The sequence below is a fragment of the Roseixanthobacter pseudopolyaromaticivorans genome (assembly GCF_043195145.2).
Lineage (GTDB): Bacteria > Pseudomonadota > Alphaproteobacteria > Rhizobiales > Xanthobacteraceae > NCEH01.
On the sequence record NZ_CM195539.1, the window covers coordinates 1918295 to 1942878 of the forward strand.

The 24584-nt window shown below is 65.0% G+C and carries 21 protein-coding genes and 1 tRNA gene; 12 read left to right on the top strand and 10 right to left on the bottom strand.

Annotated elements, in window-relative coordinates; translation table 11 throughout:
- From V5F68_RS09270 to V5F68_RS09280, 3 genes are all read left to right on the top strand, one after another.
- Window positions 1-792 carry an amino acid ABC transporter ATP-binding protein gene (locus V5F68_RS09270; RefSeq protein ID WP_348848003.1) on the top strand — a complete coding sequence of 264 codons (792 nt, stop codon included), beginning with the start codon at window positions 1-3 and terminating at the stop codon, window positions 790-792.
- Window positions 793-860: 68 nt separating this feature from the next.
- Complete coding sequence (locus tag V5F68_RS09275) at window positions 861-1055, top strand: hypothetical protein (RefSeq protein ID WP_394012278.1); 195 nt, start codon at window positions 861-863, stop codon at window positions 1053-1055.
- An 86-nt stretch (window positions 1056-1141) separates the two neighbouring features.
- Window positions 1142-1735, top strand: a complete 594-nt coding sequence (locus V5F68_RS09280; protein WP_394012279.1) for a nucleoside 2-deoxyribosyltransferase — start codon at window positions 1142-1144, stop codon at window positions 1733-1735.
- 37 nt (window positions 1736-1772) lie between these two features.
- On the opposite strand, the gene V5F68_RS09285 is transcribed toward V5F68_RS09280, so the two are convergent.
- Both V5F68_RS09285 and V5F68_RS09290 read right to left on the bottom strand, forming a co-directional pair.
- A complete protein-coding gene (locus V5F68_RS09285; RefSeq protein WP_394012600.1) occupies window positions 1773-2549 on the bottom strand; it encodes a VOC family protein in 777 nt (258 codons plus the stop codon).
- Between the two features lie 115 nt (window positions 2550-2664).
- Window positions 2665-3330: a class I SAM-dependent methyltransferase gene (locus tag V5F68_RS09290; protein ID WP_394012280.1), complete on the bottom strand. Its 666-nt coding sequence runs from the start codon at window positions 3328-3330 to the stop codon at window positions 2665-2667.
- 152 nt (window positions 3331-3482) lie between these two features.
- Between V5F68_RS09290 and V5F68_RS09295 the strand changes: the two genes are divergently transcribed.
- Window positions 3483-3572: transfer RNA gene (locus V5F68_RS09295), tRNA-Ser, on the top strand.
- A 59-nt stretch (window positions 3573-3631) separates the two neighbouring features.
- Here V5F68_RS09295 and V5F68_RS09300 read toward each other — a convergent pair.
- The 4 genes from V5F68_RS09300 to V5F68_RS09315 form a co-directional block, all read right to left on the bottom strand.
- Window positions 3632-4477 carry a porin family protein gene (locus tag V5F68_RS09300; RefSeq protein WP_394012281.1) on the bottom strand — a complete coding sequence of 282 codons (846 nt, stop codon included), beginning with the start codon at window positions 4475-4477 and terminating at the stop codon, window positions 3632-3634.
- Window positions 4477-5955: an arylsulfatase B gene (locus V5F68_RS09305; RefSeq protein WP_394012282.1), complete on the bottom strand. Its 1479-nt coding sequence runs from the start codon at window positions 5953-5955 to the stop codon at window positions 4477-4479. Before V5F68_RS09305 ends, V5F68_RS09300 begins: the two co-directional genes overlap by 1 nt.
- 38 nt (window positions 5956-5993) lie before the next feature.
- Entirely contained in the window at window positions 5994-6905 is a 912-nt protein-coding gene (locus V5F68_RS09310; RefSeq protein ID WP_394012601.1) for a formylglycine-generating enzyme family protein, read from the bottom strand.
- Window positions 6906-7046: 141 nt separating this feature from the next.
- Entirely contained in the window at window positions 7047-8096 is a 1050-nt protein-coding gene (locus tag V5F68_RS09315) for a helix-turn-helix domain-containing protein (protein ID WP_394012283.1), read from the bottom strand.
- Window positions 8097-8672: 576 nt separating this feature from the next.
- Here V5F68_RS09315 and V5F68_RS09320 point away from each other — a divergent pair.
- Window positions 8673-10205, top strand: a complete 1533-nt coding sequence (locus tag V5F68_RS09320; protein WP_394012284.1) for a helicase HerA domain-containing protein — start codon at window positions 8673-8675, stop codon at window positions 10203-10205.
- A gap of 43 nt (window positions 10206-10248) precedes the next feature.
- Here the strand turns inward: V5F68_RS09320 and V5F68_RS09325 are convergent, their stop codons facing one another.
- The gene (locus V5F68_RS09325; protein WP_394012285.1) at window positions 10249-10473 is read right to left on the bottom strand and encodes an FmdB family zinc ribbon protein; all 225 of its coding nucleotides are present in this window, start codon (window positions 10471-10473) and stop codon (window positions 10249-10251) included.
- Between the two features lie 250 nt (window positions 10474-10723).
- On the opposite strand from V5F68_RS09325, the gene V5F68_RS09330 reads away from it, so the two are divergent.
- The 7 genes from V5F68_RS09330 to V5F68_RS09360 all read left to right on the top strand — a co-directional run bounded on the left by V5F68_RS09330 (window position 10724) and on the right by V5F68_RS09360 (window position 20561).
- The gene (locus tag V5F68_RS09330; protein WP_394012286.1) at window positions 10724-12817 is read left to right on the top strand and encodes a methyl-accepting chemotaxis protein; all 2094 of its coding nucleotides are present in this window, start codon (window positions 10724-10726) and stop codon (window positions 12815-12817) included.
- 325 nt (window positions 12818-13142) lie between these two features.
- Window positions 13143-14168, top strand: a complete 1026-nt coding sequence (locus V5F68_RS09335; protein ID WP_394012287.1) for a septal ring lytic transglycosylase RlpA family protein — start codon at window positions 13143-13145, stop codon at window positions 14166-14168.
- A 133-nt stretch (window positions 14169-14301) separates the two neighbouring features.
- Complete coding sequence (locus tag V5F68_RS09340; protein WP_394012288.1) at window positions 14302-15447, top strand: D-alanyl-D-alanine carboxypeptidase family protein; 1146 nt, start codon at window positions 14302-14304, stop codon at window positions 15445-15447.
- Entirely contained in the window at window positions 15444-16109 is a 666-nt protein-coding gene (tmk, locus tag V5F68_RS09345) for a dTMP kinase (RefSeq protein ID WP_394012289.1), read from the top strand. The genes V5F68_RS09340 and tmk overlap by 4 nt, the downstream gene beginning before the upstream one ends.
- The gene (locus V5F68_RS09350) at window positions 16106-17143 is read left to right on the top strand and encodes a DNA polymerase III subunit delta' (protein WP_394012290.1); all 1038 of its coding nucleotides are present in this window, start codon (window positions 16106-16108) and stop codon (window positions 17141-17143) included. The genes tmk and V5F68_RS09350 overlap by 4 nt, the downstream gene beginning before the upstream one ends.
- A gap of 44 nt (window positions 17144-17187) precedes the next feature.
- Window positions 17188-18756, top strand: a complete 1569-nt coding sequence (gene metG / locus V5F68_RS09355) for a methionine--tRNA ligase (RefSeq protein ID WP_394012291.1) — start codon at window positions 17188-17190, stop codon at window positions 18754-18756.
- 143 nt (window positions 18757-18899) lie between these two features.
- The gene (locus tag V5F68_RS09360) at window positions 18900-20561 is read left to right on the top strand and encodes a Na/Pi cotransporter family protein (protein WP_394012292.1); all 1662 of its coding nucleotides are present in this window, start codon (window positions 18900-18902) and stop codon (window positions 20559-20561) included.
- A gap of 7 nt (window positions 20562-20568) precedes the next feature.
- Here the strand turns inward: V5F68_RS09360 and V5F68_RS09365 are convergent, their stop codons facing one another.
- The 3 genes from V5F68_RS09365 to V5F68_RS09375 form a co-directional block, all read right to left on the bottom strand.
- A complete protein-coding gene (locus tag V5F68_RS09365; protein ID WP_394012293.1) occupies window positions 20569-21960 on the bottom strand; it encodes a GntP family permease in 1392 nt (463 codons plus the stop codon).
- A 395-nt stretch (window positions 21961-22355) separates the two neighbouring features.
- A complete protein-coding gene (locus tag V5F68_RS09370) occupies window positions 22356-22736 on the bottom strand; it encodes a type 2 periplasmic-binding domain-containing protein (protein ID WP_394012294.1) in 381 nt (126 codons plus the stop codon).
- 39 nt (window positions 22737-22775) lie between these two features.
- Window positions 22776-24509 (bottom strand): Vps62-related protein, encoded by a 1734-nt coding sequence (locus tag V5F68_RS09375; protein WP_394012295.1) that lies wholly within the window; start codon window positions 24507-24509, stop codon window positions 22776-22778.
- Between the last annotated feature and the right edge of the window lie 75 nt (window positions 24510-24584).

Here is a 24584-nt window from a genome sequence, read left to right on the forward strand (position 1 = left end):
ATGTCTTCAGTCTCTCATACCCAAGATCCGCTCATCGCCGAGGTCGAGGCGACCGCGCCAGCGGTCGCGGTGGAACTGGTCGCAGTCAACAAATGGTACGGCGACTTCCACGTGCTGCGGGACATCAACCTCACCGTGAAGCGCGGCGAGCGCATCGTCATCTGCGGGCCCTCCGGCTCCGGCAAGTCCACCATGATCCGCTGCATCAACCGCCTGGAGGAACACCAGAAGGGCAGCATCGTCGTGGACGGGATCGAACTGACCAACGATCTCAAGCGCATCGACGAGGTGCGCCGCGAGGTCGGCATGGTGTTCCAGCACTTCAACCTGTTTCCGCACCTCACCATCCTGGAGAATTGCACGCTCGCCCCCATGTGGGTCCGCAAGATGCCCAAGAAAGAGGCGGACGAGGTGGCGATGCACTTCCTGAAGAAGGTGAAGATCCCGGAGCAGGCGAACAAATATCCCGGCCAGCTCTCGGGCGGTCAGCAGCAGCGCGTCGCCATCGCTCGCGCCCTCTGCATGCGTCCGCGCATCATGCTGTTCGACGAGCCGACCTCGGCGTTGGATCCGGAAATGGTGAAAGAGGTTCTCGACACCATGGTGAGCCTCGCCGAGGAAGGCATGACCATGCTGTGCGTCACCCACGAAATGGGATTTGCCCGTCAGGTGGCCGACCGGGTGATCTTCATGGACGCTGGGCAGATCATCGAGATGAACGAGCCCAACGCGTTCTTCTCCAATCCTCAGCATGAACGGACGAAGCTCTTCCTCTCGCAAATCCTGCACTGAGCGGTGGGGGAGCACCGAACCGAAACCCACGTCCCAGCGTTACGTCTCCAAAGAAAAGGAGACATCACATGGACGATCAGAAAGAACGCCGCGAGGAAGCAGCCTTTCGAGCCCCGGACCAGCGCGGCACGGAAGGTGAGGTGGTGAAGTCGTCTCCCAAAGCGAAGCAGGGTGTTTCCTCGGGCCGCATCGTCACCATTCTCGCCGTGGGGCTGGTGCTGGTGGTTATCGGCTTTGCTGCGAGTTACCTGACCTCGGTGTGAGGAAGCCGGTGCCCTCATGGGGATGTCGCGTGCTATGAGGGGCGGCCGGCGCTGCTTGCGCCCCCATGATTGCTCGGCGCAGGACCATGGCACGCGTTTATCTTGCAGGGCCGGATGTCTTCCGCGCGGATGCCAAGGCACATTACGTCGCTTTGGTCGAGTTGTGTGCCAAGCATGGGATCACAGCATTACATCCGTTCGACACCGCCGATCAGGACGATGCTGTGACCTCCGCCCAAATCCGGGCACGCTGCATTTCCCAACTTGATCGGGCCGATGCCATCATCGCCAACATCACGCCGTTCCGGGGCCCGCATATGGATCCCGGCACGGCATGGGAGCTCGGGTATGCCGAGGCCCGCGGCCTTCCGGTGTTCCTGTGGACGAACGATCCCCGCCCGATGGCACAACGGATCGAGTCGCTGTCGGAAGCAGCCGAACTGCGTGACGCCGATGGACATCTGATCGAGGATTTCGGTCATGTGGAAAATCTGATGATTTCCCATCCCGGCGTGCCGGTGGCCGCCACCGCCGAAGAAGCGGTCGCCGCGGCGGCGGAATATGTTCAGCGGATGGAGCGCGCCCGGGCTCTGAAGCTTGGCCTCGGGTCGAAGGTCGTCATCGCGCTCATTGTGTCGTTCGTCCTCAGCTTCATCGTCAATCGCATCATCGGGTGGTAGGCACCCGCAAGCCGCACGGGCTGCGGGTGCGATGGGTTCAGGCCGCTCGTCCGCCCACCAAGGCAAACATAGCGCCTTGCGGGTCTAGCGCCTGGAGGATGAATGCGCCGCCAGGAACGGGCATCGGCCCGTTGATCACCTGACCGCCGCTCGCCTTAACCCGTGCGCCGGCCTCATCGATGTCGCCCACCACGAAATAATACAGCCAGAACGGCATCGGAACGGCATCAGGTTTTGTAAACATGCCGCCGAAGGCGTTACCTCCCTGGCCAAACAATTGATAGGTGCCCATGGGGCCCATATCCACTGCTTGATCCTTCTGCCACCCAAAAAGCTCTGCATAGAAGGGCAGGGCGGCCTCCCAGTCGCGGGCGAGAAGCTCGTGCCAGCCCACATTCCCCTTTGCCATCTGGTCTGGAAGCGGATGGGCGCTCTCGTCTTCCCATTTGAATAGGGAAATCACCGCGCCCTGCGGATCGCCGATCACTGCAAAACGGCCGACGCCCGGGATATCCCGCGGCGCGAAAATCAATGCGCCGCCGAGGGTCTTGGACCGTTCGGCCGTTGCGTCAACATCGTCCACATGCACATAGCCTGTCCAATTGGGTGGCACCCCTTGGTCGCGCAAGTCTTGCGGCAGGGTCATGAGCCCGGCGACCGGTCCCACGTCTGTGGTGAACAGCGTATAAGGCATTCCGGGCATGTCATGCTTCTGCGCGCCCCAGCCGACAACATCGCCATAGAAGGCGGTGGCGGCATCCATGTCGGGGGTCATCAGTTCGTACCAGACGAACCGGCCATGAGACGAAGCCATGAGTTTTCCTCCTGTTTTAGCATTTGCCACGGCGGGCGCTCGGCCCGGGGAGCGCCGGGATTGCATCTGTCGTCATACGCCCGTTGGGCGGTGGCTTTGTGACCGTGCGGAGCGGCTAGGGCTTACGGATACGGCATTTGGTGGGGGCATGTTCCAGTTCCAACCCGCCTGCTGCCGCAAGTTCGTCGAAAGCGCGCCGCACGCCGGGAAAATGACCGTCCACCCGGTAGTCGTCGCCGATGAGAATGCCTTTGGATTCCAGCAGCGGCCACCATTGCAAGATATCGTTGGCGACCGAGCGATAATCATGGCCGGCATCGATATGCATCATCTGCGGGCGGATCTTATGCGCGCGCATCAAGACACTTGCGTTGCCGCTATCCAGCGGCAAAGGCAGCACCAAATCCTGCAGACCTTCATGGATGATATTGGCCATGAAAGTTTGGTAGAGGCTCGGATATCCCTGCTTCATCCGCAGATCCGCGAACATGTTGGGAATCGCCCAGTGCTCGGAGCTGCCGAGCCACGTGTCCACCGCCAGCACCATGCCGGGAATGCCGAGCGCGCGTAGGGTTTTCGCCATGGTGATGACGGAGCGCCCCTTCCACACGCCCACCTCGATGATCAGTGCCGGACGGATCTCGTGCACGCTCGTAACGAGATAGGGGTGGGTTGAGCCCCAGCCCTGCATGTCCACCTTTATTCCCGTGGGATCGAAGCCCTCAAACGGGTCATGGCCGTGCCACAGTTTGCGCACCAGCTCGGCTCGCATCTCGCTCATGTGTGCTCTGATCTCCATGGTGGCACTACCACCCTACAGATGATCGTGCCGGCAGGAAATCGGGGATGGCGCAGGAGCACCGGCCGAGCACACTCGACGCGGACAACTGCCTTGAGGTATGAGGCGAAGGCTCCGCCTGAAATGGCGCGGCGGGAAGGGTGGCCGAGTGGTTTAAGGCAGCGGTCTTGAAAACCGCCGTGGGTGCAAGCCCACCGTGGGTTCGAATCCCACCCCTTCCGCCATTCACGCCCAACTGGGTACGCGACACGCGCCGCGCCACCTCGGGGGATGGGCGTGCACGCTAGAAGCGGTAGGTCGCGCCCACGATAGGACCCTGCATCAGCACGTCATAGAGAAAGCTGCCATTCTCATAGTCCACCGAGAGCGCGCGGTAGCCGGCGCGCAGCGCGAGCTTATCGTTCCACTGGTAGTTGAGCGTGCCGATCGCTTGCCAGGTTGAATTAGAGCCAACACCAAAGCCGCCAATGTCGCCGACCAGAGTCATGCTCCAGGGCCCGCCGAGCTGGGCCTGAATGCGGCCAGCGATGACCGGGTCGGCCCAATCCTCCGATTGAGTGAAGCTAAACGAGGCCGGCAGGAAGGCCGGGTCTATGCTGAGCTTGTTGCCGAGATGCCAATAGCGCAGGCCCGCGCCGGCATCGACATTCAGCGTCGTGGATTCGTAGAGCCGATAGAGCACATCGGCCGACAGGGTGAGGCTGCGGGCGCGCAGCGCGATGTCGGACCGCAAGGGGCCAGGGAGCGTGCCGGTCGGCGTGACCTGCGTGAACATCACATCCGTGAGGAAGCCCCAGCGTCCAACGCGCATTTCGCCGGCGGCCATGACGGCGCCGTTGAGATTCTTCAACAGGTCCTTGAAGCTTAGGTCGATGTCTGCGGGCGGCAGATTTGGCAGAGTGGAGGTCCTGCCGCTGAGAGAACTCGCCCAGAGATAAAGCGTGCCATAGAATACCGGCGTGTCGGCGGTCGGTACCGCGACGACCACCGGCGCCGGCGCCGGCGGCGGGGCGGCCGCCAGATCGGCCGCATGCGCCGGCGCGCCCCAGGGTAGCGCGAGCAAGATCGCGGCGCTAAGCGCCTGAGCCGCGCAAAACAGGCCAAGGTGCCGGAAGCGGGGCTCGCGCATCAATCGTTCTCCAGACCCATCTCGTAGAGCGCCTCGCCGGGGGTCGCCAAGGGCGCGGAAAGCGTAGCCTTGAGCGCGGCCGTATAGAAGAGTGGCGGCGCCATAGTCAGGGCGAAATCCACCACACGCTGCTGCAAGTGCGCGACCTTGTCGGGATGGGCGGCCGAGAGGTCCGTCCGCTCGGACGGGTCGTTGGCGAGATCGAACAGCTCCACCTTGGGTGGAAGCGCCACGTGCCAGACGAGTTTCCAATTCCCCTCGCGCACGGCGCCCTGCGTCGGGTCGACGTTGTAGAGCACCTCGCCGCGGCCGGCCTGGCCCGCCGCGAGCGCCGGCCAGACATCCGTGCCGTCGAGCGGCTTGCTGCTGCCAAGCGATCCTCCCGCAAGCTTTGCCAGGGTCGGCAGCATGTCGACCACATGCATCACGCCCTCCGCCGTGCCTGTCGCGACGCGACCCGGCCAGTTGGCGAACGCCACGACGCGCGTGCCGCCCTCATAGAGAGAGCCCTTGCCCTCGCGTAGCGGCGCGTTGCTGGGTGGCAGGTCGCCGGCCACCGCGCCCTCGCCGGCGAACATCTTGTTGCGTGTGCCGCCATTGTCGCTGTGGAACACGATCAACGTGTTATCCCGCATGCCGCGCGCCTCGAGGGCTGCGACCACCTTGCCGATCTGCTCGTCCATTGCGGTAATCATCGCCGCATAGGCCCGGCGTTCAGGATCGGCGATGCCCGAATATTGGTCGAGGTAGCGTTGTGGGGCTTGGTAGGGCGTGTGGGGCGCCGTGAAGGCGAGATAGAGAAAGAGCGGCGTTTTCGGGTCGTGCCCGCCGATCAGGCGGATCGCATCGGCACCGAACAGCTCGGTATCGTAGCCATCTTCCTTTAGGAGCGCGTTGCCGCGATACCAATCGGTAACGCCATGCGCCTCATGCTTGAAATGGTCGATTTCCCCGACCAGCGGGCCATAGAAATAGTCGAAGCCACGCTGCCGCGGCCAGTATTTCTGATCGGCGTGGCCGAGATGCCATTTGCCTACAAGAGCCGTGCGATAGCCGACCTCCTTGAGCACCTGCGGTAGCAGGAGTTCGTCGGTGGCAAGGCCATAGCCGGCGCCCGAGGGGATCGCGCCAACCTGAAGCCCGTAGCGCATCGGGTACCGGCCCGTGAGCAGCGCCGCACGGGTCGGGGTACAGAAGGGCTGGGTATAGAAGCGGTCGAGCTTCGCGCCGCCGGCCGCGAGAGCGTCGATATTCGGGGTGCGAATATCTGAACCTCGGAATCCCACATCGGCGAAGCCGAGATCGTCGGCCACGATGTAGAGAATATGCGGGCGTGGCGCGTTTTCGGCGCGCGCACCGGGGGCGAGGAGCGCCAGGCCGGAAACGGCGGCGAGGAAGCCGGCGCTGCCGGCCAGAACCTCGCGGCGGCTGGGGCCATGCATCCGCCCCGGCACGGAAGAGGAATCACGATTGGTCACGGAGGGTCCTTGAATCGGGTGGTCCAAAGGGTTGGAAGTCATGATGCTGCGACACGACGGACGCATCTGAACCCGATGTGCACCGAGGCCGTGTCGAGGGTTTGCGGCTGGCGGGCAGCGGGACGGTAGCGCCGGCAATAGTTGGGCGCGCACAGATGAGAGCCGCCCTTCAGCACTTTGCGCGGCGCCGAGGGATTCGCCGGATCGGGACTATCCTCCCGCCGGCCGCCGCGCGGGTTGCGCGGCAGGCAGCAGGCCTTCGCGGTGGCGTGCGGATGAGGCGCGTACCAATCATCGGTCCATTCCCAGACATTCCCGATCATGTCGAGAAGGCCGTAGCCGTTCGGCGGGAAAGCGGAGACCGGGGAGGTGCCGGTATAGCCGTCCTCCGCCAGGTTTTCGTAGGGGAATACGCCCTGCCAGGTGTTGGCGCGATGCACGCCGCCGGGTGCCAATACGTCGCCCCAGGCGAAATCGGCACCATCGAGCCCGCCGCGCGCGGCGAACTCCCATTCCGCTTCGCTCGGCAGGTCCTTGCCGCACCAGCGTGCAAAGGCCAGTGCGTCGCTGTGGCAGACATGCACGACAGGATGATCCTCCCGACCGAAAAGGTCGCTGCCGGGCCCTTGGGGATGGCACCAGTCCGCACCGGGCATGAAGCGCCACCAGCCCATCCAATCCTCTTCTTCCACGGGCGCCTCGGGCACCGTGAAGACAAGGGAACCGGGCACCAGAAGGCTGGGATCGGCGCCGGGATAGTCCTGCGCGCGCGGAGCCTGCTCAGCGAGCGTCGAATGGCCGGTCGCCGCGACGAATTCGGCGAATGCGCGGTTGGTGACGGGCATGCGGTCCATGAAGAAGCCGTCGACCTCGACGCGATGAGCAGGGGCCTCCTCGGGATAATGGCGATCCGAGCCCATGGTGAAGGAACCGGCGGGGATCCACACCATGTCGGGCATTGCCGGAGCCTCCGGAGCGGGGCCGCTCCGGGCCGTAGCTGTCACCTGCATCGCCGCTCCGTTGCCACTCCGACACGCCACGCCTCGGGAAGCCAGCCTCCGAGGTGTCACGATTCCGGTGACGCGCCAAATTTACAATAACAAGGCGCCTTCGCGCGGCTCAATTGCCATTTCGCGCCAAGCGGCACGGCGCCAGGCAAGCGGCGGATGCCCTTCCCACCGACGGAAAGCGCGAACGAAATGGGCGGGATCCTGATAACCCAGCCGGCGTGCGATGACGGCTACGGGGAGTGAGCTCTCCGTGAGTTGCTGCCGGGCTTGCGCGCGCCGCCACTGATCCACCAGCACCTCGAACGTGGTGCCCAGGAGAGCCAAGCGGCGTTGCAGCGTGCGCGGCGAGCGCCCGAGGCTGCGCGCGGCATCGACGAGCGAGAGCGTACCGGCAAGCGCGGCCACGGATATCAGGCGCTCGAGCGCCAGCATCAATGCTGCATCATTACGCCCATCCCACTGAATGATCGGAACGGGCGTCCCGTCCACCCGCGCCCATTCGGTGCCGAACAGCGGGTTGGGTCGATCCAGCCAGTGGGCGTCGAAGCTGATCACGAGCCCATGACGATGGCCGAAGGAGACATCCACCGCCAGCTTGTCCTCATAGGCGCGCAGCGGCGCGCGGGCCTGATGCGGCAGGCTGACATGCATCGCGCTCTCGCTCGTCCCCATGATCGCGCGCAAGGCACCGACCATGAAGCCTGCCACGCCCTCAGTAAGCACGCCGCCATGGGTCGGGTCGCTATCATCGAAACTGTGGCGCCACGAGACACGGCCGCCGCGCTCGTCAATCTGGAGACGCACGCCGCCCTGCAGCGTCGGCATATGCCGCGCGTGGGCTGCGAGACACTCGCGCAGCGTCCGGCCTGAAAATAGCGCACGCCCGGAAAGGCCGAGCCGCACCGGATCGGCGCAGGCGGCCAGATCAAGCCCGATGGTCGGCTCTCCCGTCCGACGCGCGGTTTCCTGCAGCAGGGTCGATATCTGCGCTCGTGCGACCACGCCGTCTTCTTCCAGGCGGCCGTCTATACCGGCTCTTGCCAAGAGCGGCGCCAGCGCGATGCCATGCGCACCGGCAACCTGCGGCAGCATATGAACCAGCGCCAAGCGGATCGGATGCCGGTCCCACATCTAGCGCGATCCGAAAGCACCACCCGGCACCACCGCCGGGCACCGCCGATGCGGCGGCAGTCGCGATCCGGACCAAGCCGTTCGTAATGTCGCTGCATCCCGCAACGTCACGATCGGTAGCCGGCCGCAGAGGGCCGGCAAGAGGCTCACAGCATCCTCTCCGGACGCCCAAACAGGATATGACGCATTCTTGGCCAACCGATGATCCGGGTCACGTTCTTGAAAGCGAAGAAGGGCAACAACGACACGAACAATATGACGGCGAAGAGGCCGATGCCGAGATTGCCGCCGCTGCCGAACTAAAGAAGACCCTTTTGAGGATGCGCTCCGCGCGCCGGCGCATATTTCCCGCTCCTTCCGCAAGGCCACCGATTTGAGCCCACGCGAATATCGTCGCATGACCCGTCCGTCGGGGGAGGATGGGGGCAGCTAGCGCTGCGGCCGCCATGGGCGCCGGCGGCTTGTTACCCGGTGGACCTCGCCAGTCCGAGCCTGCGCTGCGGTTGAATCCAGCGCGGGAATCGATAGGAGTGGCGTCATGAATCTTTCCCCGTTCTCCGCAGGGCGCTCGTTGCAATGACGGTTCCCGCCAAGGTGTCCATCGATCTCGGGACTCGCGCAGGCGGAGCCACGGCCGTGCTGGACCTCGAGGAATTGCTGGCCACGCGGCTTCTGGTGCAGGGGAATTCGGGCTCGGGAAAATCGCATCTCCTGCGCCGCCTCCTCGAGCAGAGCGCGCCCTGGGTGCAGCAGGCGGTCATCGATCCGGAGGGGGAGTTCACCGCTCTTGCTGATCGGTTCGGTCATGTGGTGGTGGATGCCCAGCGTGGTGAAGCCGATCTCCAGCGCATCGCTGCCCGGGTGCGCCAGCATCGTGTGTCGGTGGTGCTGAATCTGGAGGGGCTGGATAGCGAGCAGCAGATGCGCGCCGCCGCCGCATTCCTCGGCGGCCTGTTCGATGCCGACCGGGATATGTGGTACCCCCTTCTGGTCGTCGTGGACGAGGCGCAATTGTTTGCGCCTGCCGCCGCCGGCGAGGTTTCCGACGATGCGCGCCGGGTGTCGCTCGGCGCCATGACCAATCTCATGTGCCGCGGCCGCAAGCGCGGCCTTGCCGGGGTTATCGCCACCCAGCGCCTTGCGAAGCTTGCGAAGAACGTCGCCGCCGAAGCGTCCAATTTTCTCATGGGCCGGACCTTCCTGGACATCGACATGGCCCGTGCCGCCGATCTCCTGGGCATGGAGCGGCGGCAGGCAGAGACGTTCCGGGATTTGGAAAGCGGCAATTTCGTCGCCCTGGGTCCCGCATTGGCGCGCCGGCCCCTGCCGGTGCGGATCGGCCCGGTGGAGACGGCGGCGCATACCACCAGTCCCAAGCTGATGCCGCTACCGGAGCCCGCAGCCGCCGAGGACGCCCACGACCTGATCTTCACGCCAGGCGCAGAGGAGACGCGCGCGCTGATACCGCGCCGGACACCGGCGGTGGCGCCGACCGCCGATGTGCTGGCCCAGCTCTCCCGCAGCGTGCCCGCATCCGCGCCGCCCGCTCCGGAGCCGGTACCAGGTATCTCGCCGGAACAGCGGCAGGCGGCGATCGACCTCGCGCTGCGTGAAATTCTCAGCGAAAGCGACGCGGGATTCCGCACGATGGCGGTGTTGTATCAGGATTTTCTCGTGCGCTGCCGGATCCGTCGGGTGGGCGGCGAGCCCCTCAGCCTCTCGGCTTTTCGCCGCCGGCTTGCCATCGCCCATGCCGGCATCGACATCGCCGAAGCCGAAGCTGCAGAGTCACCCTGGGCGGAAGTCCTTACCATGGCCGGCGCTCTGCCCGAGGACATGCAGGGGGTGTTCCTCCTGCTGGCGCGCGCCGCGTTCGATCGCCGTCCGTGCCCTTCAGATGCGGATGTAGCCCACGCCTATGGCAGCCGTTCGCCCGGCCGCGCGCGGCGCCTTCTGGCTTATATGGAGGAGCAGCGGGTGATCGTGTGCCGTGCCGACAGTCGCGGCCGCCGCATCGTGGCGATTCCGGGCCTCGCCTGGGAAACCGCGCCCGGCGATCCCAACGCTGCGGCGGGCGCGGCCATGCCAGAGGCGACGCCGGCCGACTGAACGGCAGACGATGCCGGATCAAGCCGGGAAGGGCGATTGAAAGTCAGCGCCGTTCCGAGCGGCTGAAGTTGCTCAAATGCCCCTCGCGCGCCGCTTGTGCCCGCGCCGATTTGGCGATGCCGGCGCTCTTGCCCTCCGGCGCCACGCGCGACATCAGCCTCTGCATGTCTGCTCCTCCGCATAATGGGCAGGTCGGCTTTTCCGAGAAGCCGATCAGCAATTCGACATCCTTGTCGCATTGCGCACAATGGAAGCTGTAAAGCGGCATGTCGGCGCCTTTGCATGTCGGTTCGGCGAGGTGGACCCACCGATGTTTGTTTTCGCGGACAGGCCCCGCCTCTATTTCCGCAGGAGCCCGTAGGTTAGCCGCATGCCCGGATCGCCGGGCTTAGCCTCCTTTGCAGAAATCGCGCCACGCGCGGGCAGGGGAGACAGCGCTGGTTCAGCCCCGGAGAAATCAAGGTCCGCGCAAGCTCGCGCCTGCAGTTTGCCGTCTGAATTCTTACCCGGGCGGAACCATGCGCATCTCCATCAAGACAACCCTGGTCTCCCTCTTCTGCCTGATGAGCCTCATGCTCGCGATGTTGTGCAGCATGTCCCTGCTCAGCGCATACCGCAGCTTCACGGCGGCGCAGGAGGTTTCGCGATATGCGACTATTGAGCGAAGCCTGTTTCAGGCGCTGTCCGTGTTTCGCTACGAACGCGGCGGAAGCGTCAGCGTGCTGTCGCTGCCCAACGGCGACAATCCCACCGGTCTGAAGCAGCTCGCGGAGCGTCGCGAGCGGGTCACTGCGGCATTGAATGCCACTCTGGCGGCGGCTTCCGACATCGACCCCGCGCTGAAGCCGTTGCTCGACCAGCTGAAACGCGAGTACGACCAGCTCAAGATCCTTCGCCAGCAGATCGATGTACAGCTCACCCGCCCGCGCGAACAGCGTGATGCGAGCGTCGCGCAACGCATGCTCGCGGACGGGGCTGCCTTGCTCACGACCCTCGAAGACACGTCCACCGCCGTGGAAGCGCAGATCCGCAGCATCGATCCGGCTCTGTCGCAGCTCATTCTCGCCCGCTCGATGGCCTGGGCCACGCGTGCCGAGATCGGCTCCGGCAATCTCATGTTGAACGAGGTCGTCGGTGAGGGTCGCGCCCTGAACGAGCAGGAATGGAAGACCCTTCTCATCAACAATGGCCGCTTCACCTTCTCCTGGGCGACCGTGCGTGAGATCGGACTTGCGACGAATGCCCCGGCTGACCTGAAGGCCGCTATCGACACCGCGCAAAATGCATTTTTCTCGGGTCCCTATAAGACACTGCGCGACGGCGTCATCGCCAATGTGAGCAACGGCAAGCCGGCGGGCATTGCGCTCCAGGAGTGGCGTGATCGCTCCGAGCCGGGGCAGACGGCCATCGCCAACGTCGCGGCCGTTGCCGTGGACGCGATCGCTGCCAGAGCTGCGGCTGCGGAAGCCGAGGCCGGGCGCAAGCTGGTGATCTACGGCCTGGTCCTGATTGTGGCGGTTGCGTTGGCCGTGGTCGGGCTTGTGGTTGTGATCCGCCGCGTCACGGGTCCTCTCGGCCTGCTCACCAGCGTGATGACGCGGGTTTCCGATGGCGATCTTACGGTCAGTGTTCCGTATGTCGCCCGGACCGACGAGGTCGGCGCGATTGCAAAGGCCTTGATGGTCTTCAAGGAAAGCCTCACCCGGACTCGGGCGATCGAGGAATCCGCCGAGAAAAATCGGCAGGCGGCCGAAGACGAGCGGCGCCGGGCGATGAACGACCTCGCCACCCGGTTCGAGAATGCGGTCGGTGGCATCATCGGCAGCGTGTCGTCGGCATCCGCCGAACTGCATCAAACGGCGCAAAACATGACGGTGGCCGCGGACAAAACATCCTCACGCTCCACGGCCGTGGCGGCAGCGGCAGAAGAGGCGTCGACCAATGTTGTCATGGTCGCCTCTTCCGCTGAGGAACTTGGTTCGTCCGTGGATGAGATTGCCCGGCGGGTGGAGTATTCCGCGCGAATGTCGGCCTCCGCCGTCGACGAAGCGGTCAAGACGGGAGACGTCATTCGTGAACTGTCTCAGGCGGCATCCCGCATCGGCGATTTCATCGTGCTGATCTCGAACATCGCCTCCCAGACCAATCTGCTGGCCCTTAACGCAACGATCGAAGCGGCTCGCGCCGGCGATGCGGGCAAGGGGTTCGCGGTTGTGGCTTCGGAGGTGAAAGCCCTCGCGACCCAGACTGCGAAAGCGACCGAGGAGATCGAAACCCAGATCACCGCCATTCAGGAAAGCACCCAGCAGGCGGTGAAGGTGATCGAAGGCGTCGGCGCTCAAATTCGCAAAATGAGCGACGTCGCGAACGAAATTTCCGCCGCAGTGGAGGAACAGGGCATGGCCACGAAGGAGATCGTCCGCAACGTGGACCAGGCCGCGACCGGCACCAATTCGGTCACCTCCCATATTTCCGATGTCGCCAAAACCGCCGACGAGACGGGCTCTGCGGCAGTGCTTGTGCTCAATGCGTCCGCTGCACTCACGGATCAGGCCGCGCGCCTGGAAGGGGAGATGCAACGTTTTCTCGGCACCATTCGCGCGGCCGCGTGAGGTATCTCATCCGAACCGCAGGAGGCGGGACCAGGGGCGGCCAGGGAGGCCGCCTCCCTCACACCGAGATTTCGTCGCCGGCCGCTTGTCAAGGCCAGAAAATGGCGATGCCTTCGCCATATGCCGCTAAGGAAGTCAGTGCTTTCAAACCCTTGGCAGCTAACGTTTCATTACAGAACATTAACCATGGCCGCAGCTGCGCCGCATTTTCGCCGTGTTCTCCAGTCCAATTCTGTCATATCGAAGCCTGCCGTGACATAGTGACGGCTATCCATGGGGCGGACGGCGAGTCGGACTTTCGGCACGTCGGTGAGACAGGGCGCACATGACGACAGAGCAGACGATCGCATCGCGGCTCCGCATCTGGCGCGGCACTTTGAGCCTCGGCGCGATCTGCCTTCTTCTCGCCGGCTGCAGCAGCGCAAACAAGCTCGGCTCCACCATTGATCCGAAATACGGCGTTTCGGCCAGCCCGCGCGTGGTGGCGGATGGCCAGCCCGTGCCCAAGGGCGGTGGCGCCTATCGTATCGGCAAACCCTATGTGATCGCCGGGCGCACCTATGTGCCGGCGGAAAATCCCAATTATAAGGCCGAGGGCATCGCATCCTGGTATGGCGATGATTTCCACGGGCGCCTGACGGCGAACGGCGAAGTCTTCGATCGCGGCTCAATCTCCGCTGCCCATCCCACCCTGCCCATGCCGTGCTATGTGCGCGTCACCAATCTGAACAACAACCATTCCATTATCGTGCGTGTGAATGATCGCGGGCCCTATCACCAGAACCGGGTGATCGACGTGTCCCATCGCACCGCCGACTTGCTCGGCTTCTCGGGCAAGGGTGTCGCGAAGGTGCGGGTGGAGTATGTCGCCCGCGCGCCGCTCGATGGATCGGACGATCGCAAGCTCTCGGCCTCGCTGAGCATCAACGAGCCGGCCCAAGTGCCGAGCGGCTCGGCCGTCATGGTGGCTTCGGCCACTCCGTTCGTGCCCGCGCTGCCGCGCGCCATGCCGGAAACGTCCAACGCCGGTTCCGTGCCGGAGCCGCTGCAGCGCCCGTTCGATCTCGGGCATGAGGACGGCGAAGAGGCCGCGGCGCCGGTCCGCCAGGCCGAAGCCGAAGCAGCCCCGGCCCCTGTTCAGGTCCGCACCGCCGCCGTGGCGACCCCCGCGCCGGTCCGCACGGCTGCTGTCGCTCCTGCGCCCGTGCCCGTCGCTGCTCAGCAGCGTGTTGCCTTCCAGGCCCAGCCTGTGGCACGCAGTACAGCTCCTTCTTCCGGCTGGAGCGTGGGCCCTGCGCCCGTGAGCGGCCTCAGCTACGCAGGTGTGGCAACCGATGGCTCTGGGCGTTAATTCCGGCGGGCGCGACCGTCGCATTTCCAAACGCGCAATCGGTACCCTCGCTCGTCTGAGCCGTTTTCTGAAATCCGCTGCTACCAAGCCTGTCGCCCTGGCGGCAGGTTTTGCGATTCTGGGTACGGCGACCATGGGGCTTCCGGCCCACGCGCAATCCACGTTCCAAACCGTGGTGCCGAGCGCGATTCTGGTGGACTTCTCCACCGGGGCCATTCTGTTCGACAAGGATTCAGAAAAGCGCCTCGCGCCCGGCGGCATCGTGAAGATCATGACGGGCGCCATCGTATTCGACGAGATCCGGGCCGGCCGTATTACCCAGGACACGCTCTTCACGGTGAGCGAGAATGCCTGGCGGCGCGGCGGCGGCCCCTCCGGCGGCGCGGCCATGTTCGCGGCGGTCAAGAGCAACGTGCGCGTCGGCGATCTGCTGATCGGGGCGCTCGCCATCTCGGGTAATGATGCGGCCATCGCGCTGGCAGAAGGAGTAGCGGGCACCGAGGGCGAATTCACGGTGAAGATGAACGCCAAGGCCGAGGAGTTAGGCCTTACGGGTTCCTCCTTCCGCAATTCCACGGGCTTCGCCGATCCCGGGCAACTCACCACCGCGCGTGATATGGCGCAGCTCTCGCGCTACATCATCCGGACCTTCCCGAACCTCTATCCCATTTTCGCGGTGCCGGGCATCGAGTGGAGCAAGATCAAGCAGCGCAATCGCAACCCCTTGCTGGACGCCGGGGTTGGCGCCGATGGCCTGCATGCGTCCTGGGTCAAGGACGTCGGCTATCATCTCGTCGGCTCAGCGGTGCAGAACAACCAGCGGCTGATCGCCGTGGTGATGGGCGCATCCTCGGAAAAGGTGCGGCTGGAAGAGATGCGCCGCCTGCTGGACTGGGGCTTCCATTCCTTCGAACATCGCGCCCTGTTTGCGGCCGATGCGGAACTCGCTCGCGCTGCTGTCTTCGGCGGCGAGACGGGGTCGGTCGGGCTTGCCGCACGTGAGCCTATTTCTCTCCTGATGCCGCGCAACAGCCAGGACAAGCTGGTGGCGCGCATCACGTATCGTGGTCCCCTGCGAGCGCCGATTGCCAAGGGGGCGGAGGTGGCGCAGCTGGAAATCACGCGCGGACAGCTCAAGGTGCTGGATGTACCTCTGGTCACGACGGCCGACGTGCCGGTCGGCACGATGTGGCAGCGCGCCATGGACGGCGCCGGTGTCCTGGTCGGCGACACGGCCCGCGACCTCGGCACCAAGCTGATGGCCAAGATCCAGAAATGACCGCCGCGCGCGGCCGTTTCATCACCCTGGAAGGCGGCGAGGGCACGGGAAAATCCACGCAGGCCCGCATTCTCGCCGCGGCACTCGAGACGCGGGGCGTCAAAGTGCGCGTCACCCGCGAGCCCGGCGGCTCGCCGTTCGCGGAGAAGGTCCGTGAGGTTCTGCTCTCCGGCCTTGCCCAACCCCTCGGCCCGCAAGGCGAGGCGGCCCTGTTTGCCGCTGCACGCGCCGACCACGTGCGCGAGACCATCGCGCCGGCACTTGCTGCTGGCACCTGGGTGATCTGCGACCGTTTCACAGATTCCACCCGCGTCTATCAGGGCGCCGTCGGCAAGGCGGATCCGCGCCTGCTGCGCGCGCTCGATCGGGTCAGCGTCGGTGATACCGTCCCGGACCTGACGCTCGTGCTCGACGTGCCGCCGGAAATCGGCCTCGCGCGCGCCGCCGCACGGGGGAAGGGGGCAGCGGCCGATCGTTTCGAGCGTGAGGGTGCGGACTATCATGCAGCCATCCGCACCGCCTTCCTGTCGCTGGCGGAAGCCGAGCCGGAGCGTTGCATGGTGATCGACGCCGGGGGCGACGTGGACAGCGTCGCCGCGCGGATCCTATCGGCTGTAACCTCCCGCCTCCCGCTGCCAGCCGTCGCGGATGCGCCCGCATGAGCGCGGCGGTGGAAGGTGACCGCCTCGCGGGGGCACTGCACCCGCGCGAGCAGACGCTTCTTTTCGGGCATGAGGCGGTGGAGGCGGACCTCCTCGGCGATTGGCGCTCGGGCCGGTTCCCACATGCACTGCTCATCGGCGGCGCCGAGGGTATCGGCAAGGCAACGCTCGCCTACCGCATCGCTCGCTTCGTGCTCTCGGGCGCGCAGGCGGGGCCGGATCGGCACAACTTCGCCGTAGATGCGCACCATCCCGTCGCCCGGCAGGTGGCGGCTCTCACGCATCCAGATTTGCTCGCCATCCGCCGCGTGCCGGAAGCGGGCGAAGACAAGATCCCCACCATGATCCCGGCGGAGATGGTGCGGCGCGTGCGCATGTTCTTCGGCGCCACGGCGTCGTCCGGCGGTTGGCGGGTGTGCATCGTGGACGCCGTGGACGACCTCAACGCGGCTGGCGCAAATGCCTTGCTGAAGACGCTGGAGGAGCCGCCGCCGCGCTCCTTGTTCCTTCTTGTCACCCATGCTCCCGGGCGGGTACTGCCCACGATCCGGTCACGCACGCGTCTTGTGCGCCTGCGGGAGCTTGGGCCGGGCGATGTGCTTTCTGCCCTGGACCATCTGAAGGATGAAATCCCGGATCTCGATCCCGCGCGCCTGCCACAGGCGGCGGAGGCGAGCGGCGGCAGCGTGCGGCGAGCGCTGATCCTTGCACGCGGCGAGGGTATGGAGGTGCGTGCCGCAACCCTGCGGCTGCTGGATCAACTGCCTCAGGCGCGGCCGGAAGAGATGCACGCGCTCGGCGCCCGGCTGCAGGGAGACCGGGGCGACGGCTTCGACCTGTTCGTCGAGGCGGTGAGCGACTGGATCGCGCAGACCGCCACCGGAGGGCAATGGGAGCGCGGGCGCCTTGTCCGCTTGGGTGAGGTGTGGGAGAAGGTTCGGCGCGCGGCGGGCGAGGCGGATACGTTCAATCTCGACCGCAAGGCGTTGGTCTTTCGCATTTTCACCGAGCTGGCCGAGGCCGCGCGCGCCTGAGCGCGAACCGAGGCGAGCCTCCTCGCGCATTCAAGCGGGCCGCCATGTCTTTGAAGCCGACGTTCTACATCACCACCGCCATCGCCTATCCCAATGGCGTGCCCCACATGGGCCATGCCTATGAGGCGATCGCCACCGATTGCATCGCTCGCTTCAAGCGGCTCGACGGCTATGACGTGCGCTTCCTGACAGGTACGGACGAGCACGGCATCAAGATGCTCCAGACCGCGCAGAAGGCGGGCTTGACGCCGCGCCAGCTGCTGGAACGCAATGTGCCGCGCTTCGAGGCCATGGTGGAGGCGTTCGGCCTCTCCATCGACGATTTCATCCGCACCACGGAAGAGCGCCACAAGAAGTCCTGCCAGGCGATCTGGGAAAAGATGGCCGCGAACGGGGACATCTATAAGTCCACCTATGCCGGCTGGTATTCGGTGCGCGACGAGGCCTATTACGCCGAGGACGAAACCCAGCTGAACGCTGACGGCGTGCGCCTTGGTCCCCAGGGCACGCCGGTGGAATGGGTGGAGGAGGAGAGCTATTTCTTCCGCCTCTCGGCCTATCAGGAAAAATTGCTGGACCATTACGCCGCAAATCCCGATTTCATCGCCCCGGACGCGCGCCGCAACGAGGTGGTGAGCTTCGTTTCCGGCGGTCTTCAGGATCTTTCCATCTCGCGCACCACGTTCGACTGGGGCATTCCCGTTCCGGGTGATCCCAAGCACATCATGTATGTGTGGGTGGATGCGCTGACGAACTACATCACCGCGCTCGGCTATCCCGATACGCAGGGCGAGTTGTTCGCCAAATACTGGCCGGCGGATGTGCATGTCATCGGCAAGGACATCACGCGTTTCCACGCGGTCTATTGGCCGGCCTTCCTGTGGTCGGCGGGGCTTGCCGCGCCCAAACGCGTGTTCGGCCACGGTTTCCTGTTCAACCGCGGGGAGAAGATGTCCAAGTCGGTGGGCAATGTGGTCGATCCGTTCGACCTCGTGAAAGCCTATGGCGTGGACGCGGTGCGCTATTTCTTCCTGCGCGAGGTTTCGTTCGGCCAGGACGGCTCCTACAGCCATGAGTCCATCGTCACGCGCATGAATGCGGATCTGGCGAACGACCTCGGCAATCTCGCGCAGCGCTCGCTGTCCATGATTTCCAAGAATCTGGATGGAATTATCCCTGCGCCCGGCCCGCTCTCGGCAGAGGACGAAGCCATTCTCGCGGCAGCCGACGACATGCTCGCCAGGGCTCGCGAGGCGATGGACATCCAGGCGATCCACCAATATCTCGCGGCGGTGTGGGCGGTGGTGGCGGACGCCAATCGCTATTTCGCCGCCGCTGCCCCCTGGGCGCTGCGCAAGACCGATCCTGAGCGCATGAAGACGGTGCTGTGGACCACCGCCGAAGTAATCCGGCAGGTGGCGATTCTCGCGCAGCCGGTGATGCCGGGCAGCGCCAGCCGAATGCTGGATCTGCTGCTGCTGCCTGCGGACGAACGGGATTTCTCCCGCCTCGGCGGCGGGCACCGCCTGGCTGGCGGCGTCGTCATTCCCCCGCCTGTCGGCATTTTCCCACGCTATGTGGAGCCCGAAGGGGAAGCGGGCGCGTCGGCCTGAGCGGGTTTGAGCAAAACGCATCGGTCGCCGCTTGATCGCGGCGGCTGAGGGTGAAACGCTCGCATGCGAGCGGCAGGTCGTGGACACGCGCCGGCGCCGGGCCCGCGCGTGTGCCTGTGAACCGAACAAGGCGACCCTTCAGGATGAACATCTCGCTCACCCTTCTGAACCTCGCCGGTGCCATCGCCCTGCTGCTGTGGGGCACGCACATGGTGCAGTCCGGCATCCAGCGCACGTTCGGGCCGAAGCTGCGCAGCGTGCTCGGCAATGCCCTCAAGAGCCAGCCGCGCGCCTTTCTCGCCGGACTCGGCGTCACTGCGATCCTCCAGTCCAGCACGGCGACCGGACTGATGGTCTCGGGATTCGCCGCCGCAGGCCTCGTGGACCTCGTGCCAGCGCTTGCCGTGATGCTGGGCGCGAACGTGGGCACGACGCTCATCGTGCAGGTGCTGTCTTTCGACGGCGCCGCTTTTTCCCCGGCGCTGATTCTGGTGGGCGTGATGATGTTCCGGCGCGGCAGCGTCGAGCGTACGCGGGACATCGGGCGTGTGTTCATCGGCCTGGGGCTGATGCTCCTGGCGCTGCATCAATTGCTGGAACTGATGACGCCGTACGAGGACGCGCCGAGCCTGCGCATGTTCCTCGGCGCGGTGGCCACCATGCCGCTGATCGACGTGCTGCTGGCCGCGGTGGTGACCTGGGCGGCGCATTCCAGCGTCGCCGTGGTCCTGCTCATCATGTCCTTTGCGAGCAAAGGCGTGGTTCCGCCGGACGCGGCGTTCGCCCTGGTACTGGGCGCGAATATCGGATCGGCCATCAATCCGGTGCTGGAAGGCGCGTCCGGAGGTGGGGCGGCGGCGCGCCGTCTGCCGGTGGGAAATTTGCTGAACCGCATCTTCGGCACGGTCATCGCCCTGGCCCTTCTCGGCCCGATCGGCGAACTGATGGTGGTGCTCCAGCCGGACAACGGCCGCGCCGTGGCCGATTTCCACACCTTGTTCAACCTGGCGCTGGCGCTACTGTTCTTTCCCATCCTGGGGCCGTTCGCGAAGCTTTTGGAAAAGCTGATGCCGGCACATGTGGACCTCGCCGATCCCGCTCGCCCGCTCTATCTCGATCCGGCTGCGCGCGAGGTGCCGGTGGTCGCGCTCGGTGCGGCTGCGCGTGAGGCGATGCGTCTCGCCGATTTGCTGGACACCATGTTGAAGGACGCCCAGGCGGCGGTCGTCGGCGGCGATCTCAGCCATGTGGCGCAGATAAAGCGCAACGAGGACATCATCGACAGCCTCAATTCGGCGATCCGCAGCTATCTCATGGGGCTCGATCCGCACGATTTGTCCGAGGCCGATCAGGCCCGGCTCCAGCGGGTGCTCACCTTCTCCACCCAGATGGAGCAGGCCGGCGATATGGTGGAGAGCAATCTGCTGATCCACGCCGACAAGCGGGTGAAGCGCGGCCTCGCCTTTTCGCCGCAGAGCGAGGCGGAGGTACGCGCGCTCATGGAACGGCTGAGCACAAATCTGCGCCTCGCCTCGTCCTTGTTCATGACAGAGGATCCGCGCGCCGCGCGGATGCTGGCCGAGGAAAAATCCGTGTTCCGCAATGCGGAGGCCGAGGGCACGAAATCCCATCTGGAGCGCATGCGCGGCGGCCAGACAGATTCGATCGAGACCTCCTCGCTGCATCTCGACCTGCTCAGCGACATGAAGCAGATCAACAGCCACATCGTGGCGGCCGCCGCCTATCCCGTGCTGGAACAGAGCGGCGACCTGCTGCCGAGCCGGATCGCATCCGACCCGGCATGACCGGGCCTCAATACAGGCCGGTCAGGTAGTAGAAGCCGATCACGAAGAACACCGCCAACGTCTTCACCAGCGTAATGGCGAAGATGTCGCCATAGGATTGGCGATGGGTGAGGCCGCACACGGCGAGCAGGGTGATCACAGCGCCGTTGTGGGGCAGGGTGTCCATGCCGCCAGACGCCATGGCGGCGACGCGGTGCATCACTTCCATGGGAATGCCGGCCGCATTGGCGGCGGCGATGAACTGCTCCGACATGGCCGCGAGCGCGATCGAGAGGCCGCCGGATGCGGAGCCGGTGATGCCGGCCAGCGCCGTGATCGAGATCGCCTCGTTGATCAGCGGGTTTGGGATCGCGGTGAGCGCGCTCTTGATGACGAGGAAGCCGGGCAGGGCGGCGATCACCGCGCCGAAGCCGTATTCCGACGCCGTATTGAGACCGGCGAGCAACGCCCCCGCGACCGCAGCCTTCGAACCGTCCGCGAACTGCGCGGCCACCCGGCGGAAGGAGAAGACGAAAACCGTGAGAATGCCCAGCAGCAGCGCGCCGGCGACCGACCAGATCGCCACCACCGAATTCACCGCAAGGCTGATTTCCGGGGTGCCCGGCGTGAGCGCCGCGCGGGCCGTGTCGCCATAGGCGTGCGGAATCGCCCAGCCGATCAGCAGGTTGGAGACGCCCACCACCACCAGCGGGGAGATGGCGATGAAAGGGTTCACCAGCGGCTCGTCGGCGCGCAGGGTGGGCTCGTTGGAATGGTTTTCGCCATAGGTCTCGCCCGCCTTCGCCGCCTGCCGCCGGCGGAAGTCGAGATAGGCAAGGCCAAGCGCCAGCATGAAGACCGCGCCCACCAGGCCCAGGATCGGCGCCGCATAGGCCGTCGTGTGGAAGAAGGTGGTGGGGATGATGTTCTGGATTTGCGGCGTGCCCGGCAGGGTGTCCATGGTGAAGCCGAAGGCGCCGAGCGCGATGGCAGCGGGCAGGAGCCGCTTCGGGATTCCCACCTGCCGGAACAGCTCCGCGCCGAAGGGATAGACCGCGAACACCACCACGAACAGCGAAACGCCGCCATAGGTGAGCACCGCGCCCACCAGCACGATGGCCAGCATGGCCTGGCCGGCGCCGAGGATGCCGATGATGGCGGAGACGATGGCGCGGGAGAAGCCGGAAAGCTCGATCACCTTGCCGAACACGGCGCCGAGCAGGAACAAGGGAAAGTAGAGCTTTATGAAGCCCACCATCTTGTCCATGAACAGGCCGGAATAGATGACGGGCACGGCCGCCGGATCGGTGAGCAGGACCGCGCCGAGCGCGGCGACGGGTGCGAACAGGATCACGCTAAAGCCGCGATACGCGACGAACATCAAAAACGCGAGCGCGCCCAGGCAGATGAGGAAACTCATCGTCTATCCCTTAAGCCCTGAGGACAATGTCGGCCGCCAGCCCCCTGGCGTGCCGTCGATGGTGTGCGGGGCGAATGTTCGCACCTGCACACCGATCACTAGCGGGCTAACCTGACCGCCGTGCGACATATGCGCAAGCCCGGTAGTGGGATGTGCGGCAAGGCCATTGGTGCCGTCCTGGTTCGCGTAAGGGAAGCGTGACGATGGGGTGACTTTACGGACATCCGGGGCGGATTGACGGGCCCGCCCGACCCCATCGGCGCCTGCTTTCAGGGGCGGATGGGCTGTGCGGAGCGGATGGCCGGGACAAGCCCGACCATCATGAGTGAAAGACGAGGGCGGCACCGGCACGGACTTGTTTCCGCGCAGATCATCGCCGCCGATTGCCGAGCGAACTAGCGCGGGCAGGCGCGGGAACTCGTCGGCAGTTTGGAAACCGCGTTGTCTGTGATGCGGCGCCGTTGCTCGGGTTCTGACGGCCAGCCGTTGCATTTCAGCTCGCCCCGCACCTGAAAACTGGTTCGCCGGCCATCGCAGGTCACCGGGAAAGTCCAGGTCACATAGCTTCCCGGGCCGAAAACGTTGTTGCAGTTGTGACAATACTGAACGCTGTCACGGGATTTCTCTCCGTTGCGGCAGAAATAATTCAGCCGCTCTCCAATGCGCCATGTGCCGGCTTCGGCGACGCCGGACGAAGCGAACAACAGGGCGACGGCAAGCGCAGCGCCCACACCGGACATCACACGCCGGTGCGCGCCCATCGAAACAGGGATCATGGTTGGTCTCCAGCATTGCGGTTGAAAAGACGGGAGGTCTCAGCCCTCGAGCAGGCTGGCTTTGAGCGTGACCGGTGTGCCCGAGGGGTTGTTCCAATAATCGAAGCCGTGGAACAGGTTCAGCGGAATGCCGCTGAGCGCGGTCTTGGGCTCGATACGGTAGATCTCGGCTTCCCGGTCGCCGACGCGAACCGCCCCGCCGACGTCCCCGGCGCTGAACATGCGCCACCCGGAGCCCCACAGATTGGTGCCTGTGGCGAGGAAATTCACCTTGCCGATGGTGTTGGACCAGACCGAGCCGCTATAGCGCGCGGCCTCGGTATCGACCTCGCGGACGCAACGGAAATCCTCCAGCGGAGGCGCCTTCCAGGTGGGCGAGATGATGTGACCGAGGGCGACATAGCCGTCGGGCGCCACCATTCTCCAGATGCTGAACTCGCGAAATCCGCTGCCCACCGAAGACCAGATCTGGATGCAGCTGACCGGCGGCTTGAGCAGGGTCTGATTGGGGCTCGGGTCCTTCACCAGATAGGTGGTGCCGCGCGCCTGGCCGTAATGGCTTTCCACCATGTGGCCAAGCAGGAAGAAGTCCTTCTGATGCGCGCTGCGGACCGGGACAAAGACCGACATGTCGTTTGCCGTGCCCATGCCCTTGTCGGTCAGCAGCGTCGTGAAGGTATCGCACTTCGAAAGTTTCAACCGGCTCTCGGTCGCATAGATGATGCCGGCATTGCGTTGCTTCAGAAATTGCCGGGCGTGCGCTTCCACCTTGCGGGCGCGGTCGGGCGAAGTGCACAGGGTCCAGATGGGGACCAAAGCGTTTCGCGTCTCGAACCCGCAAAGGGTCGGCGCCTCGTCGATGCTGGCCGCCCAGTCGGGAATATGGTCCTGATTTAGCACTGCGCTCTTGCCCCCCACCGAGAGCCAGGCGACGGATTCCGTCTCCTTCTTGAAGGTCTCGCTGGTCTCCTTGTTGCGTTCCGCGCGGGCGGTGACCGAGCCGGCCTTCACTTTGGGAGTGCCCTCTGCCGCGTCAGCAAGGCCCGCCGTGCTGTCGAACGAGGCCTTGATGGAGGATTCCACTTTCTCCACGCGCGAACTCTCGGCGGATTTGAGCACCGTGGTGCATTCGCAATAGCCGCCGTAGAGGCTCTGGCGGACGAAGTGCGTGCCGTATTGATCGAAGAATTCGGTGAGCGCCTCTTCCTTGCCGTTCAGGATCGCTGCCACCTCGGGCCGCACGAAGCTCTTGAAATTGGCCGGCAGTTCGACGCGCGCGATGGTGCGCACGTAGCGCAAGGTCAGCAGGCTGCTGGTGGTCTTCAGCGTGCGCGTATCGGTGACGGCATTGGATATAGCCCCGGAGAAGCCGCCATAAGAAGCATCGAGGCCGAGCTTTTCCGATACTTCCGAGGTGTATTGGTCGGCGGTCGAGCCGAAAATGCGGTTGAAGCCCTGGGTGGGCAGAACCGTCCACTCCAATTGGGCGCGGGCGGAAACCGTGCCGTCGGCGTTGCGCTTGACGATGACAAACTCGAAATCGTCGTCGCCGGTCGATTCCACCTGCAGATCGAACAGCTGGCTGCGCAGCGCCTGCTGGAGGTTGAGGCCGCGGCTCACGTCATAGCCGTGTCCGACACCTGCATCGTTCTTCTTATTGGCGATCTGCGAGAGCCGGTTCCCGCCGCCGGATCCGCCAGAACTTCCGCTTTTGGATTTGGTCTTCTTTTCACTTTTCTCAGCCCCGATGGGCTCCATATCGCCGTTAGCCATAGATCCCTCCTCAGATATCGGAGCATCGACCGGCGACCAGGCAGCAAGTGACATGGCCTGGCCACACCCGTCTCC